This window comes from Achromobacter anxifer (genome assembly GCF_903652925.1).
Taxonomy (GTDB): Bacteria; Pseudomonadota; Gammaproteobacteria; order Burkholderiales; family Burkholderiaceae_B; genus Achromobacter; species Achromobacter anxifer.
The window spans coordinates 28,488-43,193 of record NZ_CAHLAR010000009.1 but is presented as its reverse complement, the minus strand read 5'-3'; the positions used below and the strand labels follow the sequence as shown (position 1 = coordinate 43,193).

Below are 14,706 nucleotides of genomic sequence, written 5' to 3'. Positions count from 1 at the left end.
GCGAGTCCTTGATGGGTGAGGCGATTACATCTGCGGCAGGGTCTGGGCTTCCTTGAACCACTTCTCCTGCAGGGCCGGCAGCTTGCCGTTCAGGCGGTTGGTGAAGAGGAAGGTGTTGATCCAGTTCAGCAGGTTCTGCTGGCCTTGCTGCACGGCGGCGTGGGCGGGCGACTGGCGGATCAGGAACTTGAGCTGCGGCGCCTTGGAGGGGTTGTCCTCGGCTACCTTGAGCGCGATGGCGCTGTTCTCGGCGAACGATTCCGACTGCCCGGCCAGATAGGCCGCCACGGCCGAGGGCGTGTCCTCGAAGCGCACCAGCTTGGCGCCCGGCGCGTTGTCGGTCAGCCAGATGTCCAAGGTGGAGCCCTTGGCGACGGCGATGCTGTGGCCCTTCAGTTCTTCCACGGTCTTGGCTTGCGGCATGGCTTCACCGCCGTACACGCCCAGGTTCACCGCGGCGTAGGGCTGCGAGAACATGACCTGCTGGGCGCGCTCGGGCGTGGCGCCGGCGGCGGCGATCAGCACGTCGACCTTGCCGGCCAGCAGGCTGGGAATGCGGCTGGCGCCGGTGACCTGCACCAGCTCCAGCTTCACGCCCATGTCGGCGGCCATGAGCTTGGCCAGGTCGATGTCCAGGCCCGCGGCCTCGCCCTTGGCATCCTTGAAGCCCCAGGGCGCGGCATCCATCAGCACGCCGACGCGCAGCTTGCCCGCGCCCAGCACGTCCTGCAGTTTGTCGGCGGCCGAGGCGGGCGCGGCCAGGGAGAGACAGACGGCCGCGGCGGCGGCCAGCTTGGCGAACAGTTTCATGCAATGACTCCAGTGGCGGATGGCTTAGTGGGTGGTAGGCGCGGCCGTGCCGATGAACTGGCGCAGCTCGGGGGTTTGGGGATTGGCGAAGAGTTCGGCGGGCGGGCCCTGTTCCCAGACGCGGCCCTGGTGCATGAACACGACCTTGGACGCGACGTTGCGGGCGAATGCCATTTCGTGCGTCACCAGCACCATGGTCATGCCCTGGCGCGCCATGTCTTCCATGACCTTCAGCACCTCGCCCACCAGTTCCGGGTCCAGCGCCGAGGTGACCTCGTCGAACAGCATCAGTTGCGGCGCCATGGCCAGGCAGCGGGCGATCGCCACGCGCTGCTGCTGGCCGCCCGACAGCAGGGCCGGATAGGCGTCGATCTTCTCGGCCAGGCCGACGCGGCGCAGCACGTCCAGCGCCAGCTCGCGGCCCTGCGACTTGGCGATCTTGCCGTTGAGCGTGGGCGCCAGCGTGATATTGCGCTCCACGTTCAGGTGCGGAAACAGGTTGAACTGCTGGAACACGATGCCCACGCGCTGGCGGAACTGGCGCAGGCCGGGCATGCCGGCGTGCACGCGCTCGCCGCCGATGCGGATGTCGCCGTCGTCCACCGTCTCCAGCGCGTTCAGGCAGCGCAGCAGCGTGGACTTGCCCGAGCCGGAGCGGCCGATGATGGTGACGATCTCGCCTTCGTTGACTTCGAGCGAGACGCCGTTGAGCACCGCGTTGGCGCCGAAGCGTTTATGGATGTTGGAAACTTCAACGAGCGCCATGGAAGCGGCCCTCCAGGTTACGGGCCCACATCGTCAGGGGCAGGCACGCCGCGAAATACAGCAGGGCGACGCAGGAATAGACCAGCAGGGGCTGGAAGGTGGCGGCGCTGGCGATCTGCCCGGCGCGCGCCAGTTCGACGAAACCCACCACCGAGGCCAGCGAGGTGCCCTTGATCAGCTGCACCAGGAAGCCCACCGTGGGCGGCAGCGACAGGCGGAACGCCTGCGGCGCGATCACGTGGCGGAACTGGTGCCATTTGGACAGTCCCAGGCAGGCGGCGGCTTCCCATTGCTCGTGCTTCACGGCCTGGATGCCGCCGTACCAGATCTGGCCCAGGAAGGCCGCGGTGTAGATGATGAAGGCGACGCTGACGGCGGTCAGCGCGGGCACCTCGATGCCGAGGAACACCGGCATGCCGAAGTAGAAGAACATCAGCAGGCCCAGGAGCGGCACGCCTTGGACCAGCTGTTGCAGGGTCGCGGCCAGCCAGCGCAGCGGCGCCGCGCGATGGCCGCGCAATAGCGCCAGCCCCAGGCCCAGCGGCGCGCCGATGGCCAGCGCGATCAGCACCAGGGCCACCGTCCACTGCAGCGCGCTGATCAGGGACGCGAAGTCGCTCAGGGTAAACGTACGCATGCTTGCGGCTCCTAGCGGCGCACGGGCCAGTTGAACGCCAGGCTGCCGGCCAGCGCCAGCAGGGCCTTGGTGATCAGCACCAGCGTGAAATAGATGCCGCAGATCACCGCATAGACCTCGAAGCTGCGGTAGGTGCGGCTTTCGATGAAGCTGCCGGCGTGGAACAGGTCCTCGGCCGATACCTGCGAGGCCAGCGAAGTGCCCAGCAGCAGGATGACCAGCTGCGTGCCCAGGGCGGGATAGACGTTGCGCAGGGCCGGCGCCAGCACGATGTGGCGGTACACCTGCCAGGAGCTCAGGCCCAGGCAGTGGCCGGCCTCGATCTGGCTGCGCGGAATCGAATCCAGGCCCGCGCGCAGGATTTCGATGGCATAGGCGCCGAAGTACAGGCTGAGCGCCAGCGCGGCGGCCACGAAGGGCGGCATGCGCAGGCCCAGGCCCGGCAGCACGAAGAACACCACGAACAGCTGGATCAGCGACGGCGTGTTGCGGAACACTTCGACGTAGGCGCGCAGCGCCAGCTTGACCGGCTTGGGGCCGTGGCGCGTCAGCAGGGCGCCGGCCAATCCGATGGCCAGCCCGGCGATCACGGCGATGACGGTCAGTTCCAGCGTGACCTGGATGCCGTCCCAGAGCTGCTCGCGGTAGCGCCAGATCTGTTGGAAGTTCAGCTGTTGCATGGCTTACCCGAAGAACGTGCGGTAGGCCGACTGCACGCGGCCGTCGGCGTCCAGGCCGAAGAACACGCGCCAGCGGTCCAGACAGGTGCAGGGATGCGAAATGCCGAACTCGATCACGTCGCCGGGCGCCAGCGCGCTGTCCGGCGCGATCGCAAGGAAGGCGTGCTGGTCGTTGAGCCGCGTGACGCGGGCCTGGGCGTCCCAGCCGGCCAGGGGCGCGCCGTCGCGGAAGGCGGCCAGCGGCGCGGGCAGGTCCTGGTCATAGGACACGTCGCGCATGCCGAAGCCGCAGATCGCCAAGCCCGGTTCCGGACGCGACAGGACCTCGCCCCACAGGCGCAGGGCCGGCCGGAAATCGGTGGCCGCATTGCGCGCCTGGCCGTCGACCTGGAAGCCGGCGCGCGCGTCCATGGCTTGCAGGGCGCGCTGGTAGGTGCCGTGGTCGTGGAAGAAGATGGCGCCGCTGCGCAGCACCAGCTGGGCGTTGCCGTCCTCGGCCAGCCAGGGCTTGGCGGCCTGCGTGACCTGGTCGAAAAAGGCCGAGCCGCCGGCGGTGAACACCAGCGGCGAGTGCGGCGCCAGGGCGCGCACCTGGCGGAAAGCGCGGGCGGCGCGCTCCATCAGCGCGGCGATATTGGTGGCGGTGAGCGCCGCGTCCGAGCTGGCGACGGCGCCTTCATAGGTGGCCACGCCGGCCAGCGCCAGCTTGCCGTCCTGTTCGCGGATGGCGTCCAGGATGGCGGTGACGGCGGCGTCATCGCGCGCGCCGGCGCGGCCGCCGCCGACTTCCACCAGCACTTCCGCGGGCCGGCCGGCCTGCGCCGCGGCGGCCGCCAGGGAACGCACCGTGGCGGCGGAATCCGCGAACGCCAGCAGGCGGGCATCGGGATAGGCCGCCAGCAGCTTGCCCAGGCGCGCGCCGCTGGCCGCGCCGCCAATCTCGTTGCCCAGCATCAGGCGCGTCACGCCGGCGCGCAGCAGCACGGCGGCCTGCTGCAGGTTGGCGACGGTGGCGCCCCAGGCGCCGGCGTCGAGCAGGCGCTGCACGATCTGCGGCGACATCGGCGTCTTGGCATGCGGCGCCAGCGCCGCGCCGTGGCTGCGGGCGTACTGGAAGATCCGTTCGACGTTGTGGGCAAAGGCGGCCTCGTCCAGGGTCAGGACGGGCAGGGCCATGTCGCCGTTCCTGGGCTGCCAGCGCCGGGACGCCACCGCGCGCAGCGGGAGCGCGGGCTCGCCCGGAGGAATGCCCCGGTAGGTGTCGTCCAGTGGGGTATCGAGCAGGGTTTCCAGGAAGGGATTCATGCGGCCGCCGAAGAAGGATTCAGGGTTATGACAACGTTGTCATTTAATGGCGGCAGTCTAATGGTAACGTTGTCAAATTAGGATTAGGGCTATCCCTTACGCAGAGGAATGGGTGCCTCAGGCCTGCGCCGAGGCCGTTTCGTCCTTCCAGCGCTGCTTGTCGCGCAGGGGGGGCGAGCCGAACAGGCGGCTGTACTCGCGGCTGAACTGCGACGAGCTTTCATAGCCCACGGAGTGGGCGGCCAGCGCCACGCCGGCGTCGTCGGTCAGCATCAGGCGCCGGGCTTCCTGCAGGCGCAGGTGCTTCTGGTATTGCAGCGGGCTCATGGCCGTGGCCTGCTTGAAATGATGGTGCAGGGAAGACACGCTCATGTGCACGTCGCGCGCGATCTCTTCCACGCGCAAGGGCTGCGCGTAGTTGTCGCGCAGGATGCGGATGGCCTTGGCGACGCGGTTGAGCTGGCTGTCCTGCAGCACCGACTGGCGCAACACCGCGCCCTGGCCGTTCATCAGCAGGCGGTACAGCAGCTCGCGCTTGACCAGGGGCGCAAGGATGGGGATGTCGCGCGGCGTGTCCAGCAGGCGCAGCAGGCGCAGCACCGCGTCCAGCAGGGAGCCGCCCAGCGGGTTGACGCAAAGGGCGCGCGCCGCCTCGGCGGGCGGCTGCGGCGGCAGGTTCTCGTCGCTGATCAGCGCGGTGATCTCCTCCACGTTCAGGTCCAGCCGCAGGCCCAGGTAGGGCAGGGTCGGGCTGGCGACGGACACCTTGGCCACGACCGGCAGGTCCACCGAGGAAATCAGGTAGTGGAAGGGGTCGTACTCGTAGGCCTCGTCGCCAATGAGCAGGCGCTTGGAACCTTGCGCGATGACGCCTAGCGCGGCCTTTTGCAGTCCGGGCTTGGCGCCGGTGGGTTGGGAGATGCGGTGCAGGTACAGGCCCTCTATGGGCGTATCGAGCGAACCCTCCAGGTCTCCCGTCATGCGTTCCAGCGTGCAGAGCAGCTCGCGCCGCGCGGGCTCGTAGGCGGCATCGAGGATCGGGCCGGCGAAGTCAGCGGCTAGTGCGGTGGTCAATGGCATGGAGGGCTCCGTGGCCTGGCGCGCCGCGGGCGGGCAGCTGGCGGAAAAATTGGAGGATCGGGTGCCTTTTAGTGTATGCCCTGGCGGGCCCCGATCCGGGCTTTGACGCCTTCCATGGAGAAATGGGCAGGAAATCCGGAGGAATGGGCGTCCGCGGCGCAACGCTCCCGATCGCCGGAGAATCGGGCAAAAAAAGCACAGGATCAAGCAGCGCCCGCGCCGGCTCCCGGACGCATACTGCCTATCGACCCGGCCGGCGCGCCGCGGGCCTCCCATCCCGGGACGCCGGCGCCCGCCGAGCCCTTGAAGGAGCGCAACCATGCGGTACAAGAAATTCGGAAGCACCGGCCTGTTCGTGTCGGAACTCTGCCTGGGCACCATGACCTTCGGCGGCGAAGGCGAGCTGTGGAGCAAGATCGGCAACCTGCAGCAGGAAGACGCCAACCGGCTGGTGGGCCGGGCGCTGGACGCCGGCGTCAATTTTATCGATACGGCCGACGTGTACTCGGAGGGCCGCTCCGAGGTCATCACCGGCCAGGCGCTGCGCGACCTGAAGGTGGCGCGCGAGGACGTCATCATCGCGACCAAGGTGTTCGGCCAGACGGGCGCCGGCGTCAATGCCCGCGGCAACTCGCGCGCGCACATCATGGACGGCGTCAAGAAAAGCCTGGCGCGCCTGCAGCTGGACCATATCGACCTCTACCAGATCCACGGCTTCGATCCCGCCACGCCGGTCGAGGAGACGGTCCGGGCGCTGGACAACCTGGTGCAGCACGGCCACGTGCGCTACGTCGGCGTGTCCAACTGGGCGGCCTGGCAGATCATGAAGGCGCTGGGCATTGCCGAGCGCCTGGGGCTGGCGCGCTTCGAGTCGCTGCAGGCCTATTACACGATCGCCGGCCGCGACCTGGAGCGCGAGATCGTGCCCATGCTGCAAAGCGAGGGCGTGGGCCTGATGGTATGGAGCCCGCTGGCGGGCGGCCTGCTCAGCGGCAAGTACGGCCGCGACGGCCAGGCCGAAGCCGGCAGCCGCCGCGCCGCCTTCGATTTTCCGCCGGTCGACCAGGAACGCGCCTATGACAGCATCGACGTCCTGCGGCGCATCGCCGGCGCGCGCGGCGTGTCGGTGGCGCAGGTGGCCTTGGCCTGGCTGCTGCATCAGCAGGCCGTGACCAGCGTCATCATCGGCGCCAAGCGCGTGGACCAGCTGGACGACAACCTGGCGGCCACCGCCATCCGGCTGACGGCGGACGAGCTGGCCGAGCTGGACCAGGTCAGCGCCTTGCCGCCGGAGTACCCGGGCTGGATGCATGTGCGCCAGGGCGAGCACCGGCGCAAGCAACTGAGCGAATCCGGCGTGGCGTGACTGGCGCGTAGTTCTGCTTTGCCTTGGGGCTCGGCTCGGCGGGAACGCTGGCGCCGATACCGTCGCTGCTGCTGGTGGCAGCGCCGGTGGCCGACGATATCCGCAACTTCCCGTTGCGTTCCTGACGCGCGGAGGCAGCAGGCAGGCCCCGCACCCATGTGCGGGGCCTGCCTGCGCGAGAGCGCGCAGTGCTTACTTCGGCATCAGCACGGTATCGATGACGTGGATCACGCCATTGGATTGATACACGTCATAGGTGCTGATGGTCGACATGCCGCCGCTTTCGTCCTTAAGAACCAGGTTGTGCTTGCCGTTCATCATCACCCACAGCTTGCCGCCGCTGGCGGTGGTCAGTTCCGCAGCCTTGCCGTCCTTCTTGATCCGGGCCGCGAGCGCGTCGAAGTCCAGCTTTCCGGGCACGACGTGATAGGTCAGGATCTTGGTCAGCGCCGGCTTGTTTTCGGGCTTGACCAGCGTATCGACCGTGCCCGCCGGCAGCTTGCCGAACGCGGCGTTGGTGGGGGCGAACACCGTGTACGGTCCCTTGCCTTGCAGCGTGTCCACCAGACCGGCCGCTTTCACCGCCGCGACCAGGGTGGTGTGGTCCGCGGAGTTCACCGCATTCGCGACGATGTTCCTGGTGGGCATCATCGCCTGGCCGCCCACCATGACGTCGGCGGCATGCGCGGGCGCCAGGATCAACGCGGAGCAGGCGATGGCAATCGAAGCTAGCAATTTCATGACGATCTCCTTTTGTGTGGCCGTCAAGAGGAGATACGAGGCTGGCTGGCGATTGGATGCGGCGTTTGATGCTAGGACAAACCCTGATCAGATAACGGAGCCGCTTAAAACGATAGGACCGGTCGGCACGCCGTTCGGAGCGCCGCCGGGCGGTTCGAGCGTGACGGCCACGGTGTCGCCCTGTTGTGGCGGCTGGCGCGGGGTCAGAACGGTGGTCTGGTCAGGCGTGAGCAGGCCCAGCGAGCGCGGCGCCTGGTTGGGCGAGATCGCCCATAGTTCCAGTGCGCGGCCGTCGGCCAGGGCCGTGAGATCGCGCATGGGCTGGACCGCCAGGCGATGATCCGCCAGGCTGTTAAGCACCAGCAAGCCGGGCGTCTTTTCCCCATTCAAAACGGCGACGGTGCGAGGCTGGGGTGGCGGCGAGGGCGGACGGAACAGCATGACGGCCAGCACGACGGCAGCGGCCGCCAGGCCAGCGGACAGCCTGCGCCACCACGAGAGGCGGTGCAAGTGGCTGCGGCTCGCGGGAGCTGGGCTCGGAGCGGGGGCGATGCGGGCAACGATCGCATCCCAGATACCGGGCGGGGGCGCTTCGGGCGGCAGCGCCAGCGCCAGGGGCAGCAGCTTGTCTTCCCAATCGACCACGGCGCGGCGCAGGGCCGCATCGTCACGCATCAACTGGATGAACCGGCGGCGCGCTCCCCCGCGCAGGCCGCCAAGCACGTACTCGGCGGCCAGGCGGTCTTGCAGCTCCGGGTCGCGGTAGTTCATTCCAGGCACCTTTTCAGCTGTTGCAGACCCCGGCGAATCCAGCTCTTGATCGTTCCCAGCGGCGCATTCAGGCGCGCCGCGATGGCTGAATGCGCCAAGTCGTCAAAGAAGGCCATGGCGATCGCAACGCGTTGCGGCCCCTCCAGCCGTCCGAGACACTCGGCCAGGCGGCGACCGTCCTGGCTGGCCTGAAGCTGCGCCAGCGGCCCAGGCCCGCTGTCGGCCATCGCCAGCGTCAGCGCATCGTCCGGATCCGGCAGTTCCGCGTTGGCGCGCCGCAAACGGTCGATGCAGCGATTGCGGACAATGCGCATCATCCAGGTCATGGGCTGGCCCTGGTCCGCGCGATATTGCCCCGCCTGGCGCCAGATCGACACGAAGCACTCCTGCAGCACGTCTTCGGCTGCAGCCTGGTCTTTCAACATACGCTTGGCCAGCGCAAACAGATGCGGGGACGCAAGACGATATATCTCGGCCAGCGCCGATTCCCGCTTTGCAGCGCACTGGACAAGCAGGGCCTGGAGGTGCTGGGCGTCGGGCATCGGTTCCTGGAGGGAATGGCACGCTGCGTCCAAGCATACCGGCCCGGCCGCAAGGCGTCACCAGAAAGTGCGGGCCTTACAATGCTTCGCACCGGGCCGGCAGGTTCGGCACCAAGACCTTGGAGGAGCAGAGCAGGCATGGACGCGGAATTCTGGCTGGAACGCTGGCGCGAAGGGCGCACGCATTTTCATCAAACGCGGGTGACCCCGCTGTTGCAGAAGTACTGGCCGGCGCTGGGCGTGCCCAAGGGCGGCCGGGTGCTGGTGCCGCTATGTGGCAAGTCGCTAGACATGGTGTGGATCGCGGCCCAGGGGCATCCGGTGCTGGGTATTGAACTGTCCGAGCTCGCGGTGGAGCAGTTCTTCGAGGAGAACGAACTCAAGCCGCTCACGCACGTGTCCATCTATGGCAAGCACTACGTGGCGGGCAGCATCGAAATCATCTGCGGCGACATCTTCAAGCTGGATGCGCAGCTGCTGTCGCATTGCGTCGGCGCCTATGACCGCGCGGCGCTGGTGGCGCTGCCGGAGGCCATGCGCGCCGACTACGTGCGTCACGTCTACGGCCAGCTGTCGCCGGCCTATCAGGGCTTGCTGATCACGCTGGACTATCCCCAGGAAGAAATGCCGGGACCGCCGTTTTCCTTGGTGGACAGCGAGGTGCAGAAGCTCTACGCGGACGTGTCGCCCGCCAGGATCATCGACCGCCGCGACATCCTGGAGAAGGAACCCAAGTTCCTGGCGGCTGGCGTCAGCCGGCTGGACACAGTGGTCTACCACCTGGGCGTCCAGGAATAAGCGAAGCGCCCGCGCCGCAGCGCGGGCGTCCTGCCTCGCTAGCTCAGGTCATCAGCCAGCCGCCGGCCACGTCCAGCACCTGGCCGGTGACGAAGCGGGCCTGGTCCGAGGCGAAGAACAGGCAGGCGTCCGCCACTTCCTCGGGCGTGCCCAGGCGGCGCAGCGCGGTCACCTGCGCCACGGCGTCATTGATTTCCTTGGGCACGGTCTTGAGCAAGGGCGTGCTGATGCGTCCCGGCGCCAGCGCGTTGACCGTGACCTGGTGTTCGCCCAGTTCCGCCGCCCAGTGGCGCGTCAGGCCGATCAGGCCGGCCTTGGTGGCCGCGTAGTGCGCCGCCACGATGTCGCAATAGGCGCGGCCCGCCACCGAAGACATGTTGATCACGCGGCCCTGGCGCTCGCGCACCATGTGCGGCGTGGCCAGATGCGTCATGTAGAACACGCTGTTCAGGTTGACGGCGACCACGTTCTCCCATTCCCGCGGCGGCATTTCCCAGACCTTCAGGGCGCGCCCGTCCGTCTTGGGCGAGATGCCGACGTTGTTCACCAGGATAGTGGCGGGACCCAGCTCGCGGCTGATGCGCTCGTAGGCGGCCTGGCATTCCTCGAAGCGCGCCACGTCCGCGTGCACGAAGCAGGCTTCGTGGCCGCGCTTGCGCAGCTCCTTTTCATAGGCCTGGCCGCCCTGGGAGTTGAAGTCGATGAGGCCCACGCGGCCGCCTTCGGCCAGGAAGCCCTCGACGATGGCCGAGCCTATGCCGCCGACCGCGCCGGTGACGATGGCGACCTGGTCCTTGAAGCGCCCGCTCATGCGGCCACCTTCAGCATGATCTTGCCGATATGCTTGCTGCTTTCCATCAGCGCATGCGCCTGGGCCGCCTCGGCCAGCGGGAAGACCTTGTGGATGCGTGGCAGGCATTGCCCCTGTTCCATCAGCGGCAGCACCTTTTCCGCCAGTGCGCGAGCGATCGCGCCCTTGTCCTCGTCAGAGCGCGGGCGCAGGGTGGAACCGGTGAACTGCAGGCGCTTGAGCATGATGGGCATGGCGTCGATCTCGGCCTTGCTGCCCTCCAGGAAGGCGATCTGCACCAGCCGGCCGTTGACCGCCAGCAGCCGCAGGTTCTTGTTGATGTAGGCGCCGCCCACCATGTCCAGGATCACGTCCACGCCCGGGCCGCCGCTGCCCTGGCGCACTTCGGCCTCGAAGTCGGCGTCGCGGTACAGCACCGCGTGGTGCGCCCCGGCCGCCAGGCAGGCGTCGGCCTTTTCCTGGTTGCCCACCGTGGTCCAGACTTCGGCGCCGAAGGCGCGGGCCAGCTGGATCGCGGTCAGGCCGATGCCGCTGGAGCCGCCATGCACCAGGAAGCGTTCGCCGGCCGCAAGGCGGGCGCGGTCGAACACATTGGTCCAGACCGTGAAGTAGTTTTCGGGAATGGCGGCGGCGGATAGCAGGTCCAGGCCGCGCGGCACCGGCAGGCAGTGGCGTTCGTCGGCCAGGCAGTACTGGGCGTAGCCGCCGCCCGGCGTCAGCGCGCAGACCTGGTCGCCGACCTTCCACAGGCTGGCGTCGGGACCGGCGGCGATGACGGTGCCGGAGACCTCCAGACCCAGGTAGGGCGAAGCGCCCGGCGGCGGCGGGTAGGAGCCCGAGCGTTGCAGCACGTCGGGGCGGTTGACCCCGGCGTAGGCCACTTCGATCAGCACCTGGCGGCCGACGGGGGCCTCCATGTCGCGTTCGGCAAGGCGCATGCAATCGGGCGCGCCGCCCTGGCCGTGGTCGATGAATGTGCAGCGTAAAGACATGGGAAGTGAATCCTTGGTATCAATGGCCCAGGTAGGCCTTTTTCACATGCGGGTCGCTCAGCAGCTCCGCGCCGGTGCCGGAGCGCACGATGGCCCCGTTCTCCAGCACGTAGCCGCGGTCCGCCAGCCGCAGGGTGCGGAATACGTTCTGCTCCACCAGCAGCACGGTCACGCCGTGCGCGGTGACGCCGCGGATGATGTCGAACATCTGCTGCACCAGCAGCGGCGACAGGCCCAGGGAGGGCTCGTCGAACACCAGCAGCTTGGGGTCGGCCATCATGCCGCGCGCGATCGCCACCATCTGCTGTTCGCCGCCGGAGAGCGAGCCCGCGTACTGGTTCAGGCGTTCCCGCACGCGCGGGAAAATGCCCAGCACCTCTTCCAGCTTGCGCTGCACGATGGGGCGGGCGGCGCGCTTGTACGAACCCATCAGCAGGTTGTCGCGCACCGTGAAGTGCGGGAACAGCTGGCGGCCTTCGGGAATCATGGTGATGCCGGCGTCCACGATGTCGTAGGGCTTGCGGTTGGTCAGGTCCTGGCCTTCGAATTCGACCTTGCCTTCGGTTGCGCCGATGACGCCGCACAGCGTCTTCAGCGTGGTGGTCTTGCCGGCGCCGTTGGCGCCGATCAGCGTGACGATCTCGCCGGCGCGGACCTCGAAGTTCAGGCCGTTCAGGACCTGGCTCTTGCCGTAGCCCGAGGACAGATTCGAAACCTTAAGCATCCTGGTACTCCTTGCCCAAATAGGCTTCGATGACGGCCGGGTTCTCCACCACGTCCTTGGGCGCGCCGCTGACCAGCACCGCGCCTTCGTTCAGCACGATGATGCGGTCGGACAGCGCCATGGTGGCCTGCATCATGTGCTCGATCAGCAGCACTGATACGCCCGAGTCGCGGATGCGGCGGATCATCTGGATGGACTTCTCGATGTCGGTGGGGTTCAGGCCCGCCATGACCTCGTCCAGCAGCAGGATGCGCGGCTTGATCGCCAGCGCGCGCGCCACTTCCAGGCGCTTCATGCCGCCCACCGTCAGGTTGCGCGCCTCGATGCCCAGGTACTTCACCAGGTCGGTCTGTTCGGCGACCTTGAGCGCGATCTGCTCGGCTTCCTCGCGGTTGGAGGTGCGGATGAAGGCGCCCAGCATGATGTTCTCCAGCACGGTCAGGCCGGTGAACGGCTTGGCGATCTGGAAGGTGCGGCCCAGGCCCTGGTGCGCGAATTCGTCGGGCGTCTTGCAGGTGACCCATTTGCCGTTCGCGTCCAGCATCGTGATGCCGCCCTTGTCCGGCGACAGGAAGCCCGACAGCAGGTTGAACACCGTGGTCTTGCCGGCGCCGTTCGGGCCTATCATGCCCAGGATCTCGTTCTGGTTCAGCGTCAGCGACACGTCGTTGGTGGCGCGCAGGCCGCCGAAGCTCTTGAACAGCTTGTCGGCCTTCAGCACCGGCTGGCCGGTGCGTTCTGCGCTGCGCAGGCGCAGCTCGTCGGCCAGCTTGAGCTTGGCGCGGGGCGTGCCCAGATAGGGCAGCCGCGACAGCCAGCGCTCGATGACCGGACCGAAGGCGCCGGCCAGGCCGCGCGGAATGGTCAGCACCACCGCCACCAGGATCAGGCCGTAGATCAGCCCGTGCATGCCGTTACCCACGCTGCTGAGCCAGCCGCGCGCCAGTTCGGCGATGGGCAGCACCAGGAAGGTGCCGGCGATGGGGCCGGCCACCGTGCCCAGGCCGCCGATCAGGGCGAACATGGCGACCTGGATCGACAGCTCCAGCGAAAACGCCGAGCTGGGATCGACGAAGGTTAGGTAGGTGATGTGGAAGGTGCCGATGATGCTGGTCAGCACGGCGGACACGACCGCGGCGATGATCTTCATGCGCACGGTGTGGATGCCGACGGCCAGCGCAGCGTCCTCGCGTTCGCGGATCGCGATCAGGTAATGGCCTATGCGCGACTTGCGGATGTACCAGGACGCCCAGGTCACCAGCAGGAACAGGCCGAAGGCGATGATCACGTAGTTGACCTTCTCGCGGAACACGATCCAGGTCCAGCCTATGTTCAGGGGCAGGCTGATGCCGCTGGAGCCGCCGGTCCAGCTTTCCTCGTGGATGACCAGCAGGCGCACCACCTCCAGGATGGCGATGGTGGCCAGCGCGAAGAACGGGCCGCGCAGGCGCAGGGTGGGGTAGCTGATCAGGATGGCCACGGCCGCCGAGATCGCCGCGCCCGCCAGCATGCCGAACCACGGCGAAATACCGAAGTTCTGCGTCAGCAGCGTGGCGGTATAGCCGCCGATGCCGTAGAAAACGGCATGGCCCAGCGACAGCTGGCCGGCGTAGCCGCCGACGATGTTCCAGGCCACGGACAGGGCCGAGAACACGAACAGCAGCACGAACAGGTTGGTCCAGAAAGGCGTGCCCATGACCACGGGCACCAGGAACATCGCGATCAGCAGGATCAGGCTGACGTAGGTCTTGGGATGTCGAATATCGGGAAACACGTCTCGCTCCTTGTTGCTCTGATCACTCTGTGCCGACGCCGAACAGGCCGTTCGGACGCAGCACCAGGATCAAGAGGAAGATCCCGAAATAAACGACCTCTTTCAGGTCGGGGGCGATGTAGAAGCCGGCCAGCGTGTCGACGATGCCGATGATCATGGAGCCGGCCACGGCGCCGTACAGGCTGCCCAGCCCGCCCAGCACCACGATCACGAAGGCCGTCAGCACGAAGTAGGTGCCCACCGTGGGAAACACCGGGTATTGCGGCGCCAGCAGGCCGGCGGCGATGCCGACGAAGGCCGTGCCCAGGCCGAAGGCGATGGCGTAGACATTGTTGACGTTCACGCCCATCAGCGTGGCGGCGTAGCGGTGCTGCGCCACGGCGCGCAGTGCGCGGCCCAGGTAGGTGCGGTGCATGAACAGGTGCAGCAGCACGGCCAGGCTCAGGCCGATCACGAAGGTGACGAGCTGCCCGCTCACCATGGAGTAGGGGCCGATATCGACGGTGCTGGTGCCCAGCTCCACCGGCGCGCGGTAGACGTTGGCGCCGAAGATCACCAGGGCCAGGTTCAGCAGGATGGTGGATACGCCCACCGTGGCGAAGATCTGGATGTGCTGGTCGGCGTTGAGCAGCGGCTGGATGATGCCCTTCTGCGTCAGCGCGCCCAGCGCGAACAGGATGACGGCGACCGGCACCAGGCCGGCATAGGGATGCACGCCGAATTGCGCCGCGATCAGATAGACCATGTACATGCCTATCATCAGGAATTCGCCGTGCGCGAAGTTCACGACGCGCACCACGCCGAAGATCAGCGTCAGCCCCAGGCTGATGATGGTGTACGCGCCGCCCAGCAACAGGCCGTTGATGACCAGTTGAATGAATATTTCCATGTTGCAACCTCTTAGAACGGG

16 protein-coding genes are annotated in these 14,706 nt (G+C 67.5%); 2 read left to right on the top strand and 14 right to left on the bottom strand.

Annotation, left to right across the window (positions count from 1 at the left end; translation table 11 throughout):
* Positions 1 to 24: 24 nt before the first annotated feature.
* The 6 genes from HWY37_RS24875 to HWY37_RS24850 all read right to left on the bottom strand — a co-directional run bounded on the left by HWY37_RS24875 (position 25) and on the right by HWY37_RS24850 (position 5,277).
* Positions 25 to 810, bottom strand: a complete 786-nt coding sequence (locus HWY37_RS24875; RefSeq protein WP_175206276.1) for a transporter substrate-binding domain-containing protein — start codon at positions 808 to 810, stop codon at positions 25 to 27.
* Between the two features lie 24 nt (positions 811 to 834).
* Positions 835 to 1,575 (bottom strand): amino acid ABC transporter ATP-binding protein, encoded by a 741-nt coding sequence (locus HWY37_RS24870; RefSeq protein WP_175206277.1) that lies wholly within the window; start codon positions 1,573 to 1,575, stop codon positions 835 to 837.
* Positions 1,562 to 2,212 (bottom strand): amino acid ABC transporter permease, encoded by a 651-nt coding sequence (locus HWY37_RS24865; protein WP_175206278.1) that lies wholly within the window; start codon positions 2,210 to 2,212, stop codon positions 1,562 to 1,564. Before HWY37_RS24865 ends, HWY37_RS24870 begins: the two co-directional genes overlap by 14 nt.
* 11 nt (positions 2,213 to 2,223) lie before the next feature.
* Complete coding sequence (locus HWY37_RS24860) at positions 2,224 to 2,892, bottom strand: amino acid ABC transporter permease (RefSeq protein ID WP_175206279.1); 669 nt, start codon at positions 2,890 to 2,892, stop codon at positions 2,224 to 2,226.
* Between the two features lie 3 nt (positions 2,893 to 2,895).
* Entirely contained in the window at positions 2,896 to 4,197 is a 1,302-nt protein-coding gene (locus HWY37_RS24855; RefSeq protein WP_176090083.1) for an alanine racemase, read from the bottom strand.
* Between the two features lie 117 nt (positions 4,198 to 4,314).
* Positions 4,315 to 5,277, bottom strand: coding sequence for an AraC family transcriptional regulator (locus tag HWY37_RS24850; RefSeq protein WP_176090082.1), 963 nt, complete (start codon positions 5,275 to 5,277; stop codon positions 4,315 to 4,317).
* Positions 5,278 to 5,596: 319 nt separating this feature from the next.
* On the opposite strand from HWY37_RS24850, the gene HWY37_RS24845 reads away from it, so the two are divergent.
* On the top strand, positions 5,597 to 6,643 hold the full coding sequence (locus HWY37_RS24845) for an aldo/keto reductase (RefSeq protein WP_176090081.1): 1,047 nt from the start codon (positions 5,597 to 5,599) through the stop codon (positions 6,641 to 6,643).
* A 192-nt stretch (positions 6,644 to 6,835) separates the two neighbouring features.
* On the opposite strand, the gene HWY37_RS24840 is transcribed toward HWY37_RS24845, so the two are convergent.
* From HWY37_RS24840 to HWY37_RS24830, 3 genes are all read right to left on the bottom strand, one after another.
* Positions 6,836 to 7,384, bottom strand: a complete 549-nt coding sequence (locus HWY37_RS24840) for a fasciclin domain-containing protein (RefSeq protein ID WP_175206283.1) — start codon at positions 7,382 to 7,384, stop codon at positions 6,836 to 6,838.
* Positions 7,385 to 7,471: 87 nt separating this feature from the next.
* Positions 7,472 to 8,155, bottom strand: coding sequence for an anti-sigma factor (locus HWY37_RS24835; RefSeq protein WP_175206296.1), 684 nt, complete (start codon positions 8,153 to 8,155; stop codon positions 7,472 to 7,474).
* On the bottom strand, positions 8,152 to 8,697 hold the full coding sequence (locus tag HWY37_RS24830) for a sigma-70 family RNA polymerase sigma factor (RefSeq protein WP_175206284.1): 546 nt from the start codon (positions 8,695 to 8,697) through the stop codon (positions 8,152 to 8,154). Before HWY37_RS24830 ends, HWY37_RS24835 begins: the two co-directional genes overlap by 4 nt.
* A 138-nt stretch (positions 8,698 to 8,835) precedes the next feature.
* Between HWY37_RS24830 and HWY37_RS24825 the strand changes: the two genes are divergently transcribed.
* Positions 8,836 to 9,495: a thiopurine S-methyltransferase gene (locus tag HWY37_RS24825; RefSeq protein WP_175206285.1), complete on the top strand. Its 660-nt coding sequence runs from the start codon at positions 8,836 to 8,838 to the stop codon at positions 9,493 to 9,495.
* Between the two features lie 43 nt (positions 9,496 to 9,538).
* Here the strand turns inward: HWY37_RS24825 and HWY37_RS24820 are convergent, their stop codons facing one another.
* Genes HWY37_RS24820 through HWY37_RS24800 form a run of 5 tightly spaced genes read right to left on the bottom strand, consistent with a single transcriptional unit; the run spans position 9,539 to position 14,685 of the window.
* Positions 9,539 to 10,306 (bottom strand): SDR family oxidoreductase, encoded by a 768-nt coding sequence (locus tag HWY37_RS24820; RefSeq protein WP_175206286.1) that lies wholly within the window; start codon positions 10,304 to 10,306, stop codon positions 9,539 to 9,541.
* Positions 10,303 to 11,298 carry an NAD(P)H-quinone oxidoreductase gene (locus HWY37_RS24815; RefSeq protein WP_175206287.1) on the bottom strand — a complete coding sequence of 332 codons (996 nt, stop codon included), beginning with the start codon at positions 11,296 to 11,298 and terminating at the stop codon, positions 10,303 to 10,305. Before HWY37_RS24815 ends, HWY37_RS24820 begins: the two co-directional genes overlap by 4 nt.
* A gap of 19 nt (positions 11,299 to 11,317) precedes the next feature.
* Positions 11,318 to 12,022 (bottom strand): ABC transporter ATP-binding protein, encoded by a 705-nt coding sequence (locus tag HWY37_RS24810; protein WP_175206288.1) that lies wholly within the window; start codon positions 12,020 to 12,022, stop codon positions 11,318 to 11,320.
* The gene (locus tag HWY37_RS24805; RefSeq protein WP_175206289.1) at positions 12,015 to 13,796 is read right to left on the bottom strand and encodes a branched-chain amino acid ABC transporter ATP-binding protein/permease; all 1,782 of its coding nucleotides are present in this window, start codon (positions 13,794 to 13,796) and stop codon (positions 12,015 to 12,017) included. The genes HWY37_RS24810 and HWY37_RS24805 overlap by 8 nt, the downstream gene beginning before the upstream one ends.
* 22 nt (positions 13,797 to 13,818) lie before the next feature.
* On the bottom strand, positions 13,819 to 14,685 hold the full coding sequence (locus HWY37_RS24800; protein ID WP_175206290.1) for a branched-chain amino acid ABC transporter permease: 867 nt from the start codon (positions 14,683 to 14,685) through the stop codon (positions 13,819 to 13,821).
* Between the last annotated feature and the right edge of the window lie 21 nt (positions 14,686 to 14,706).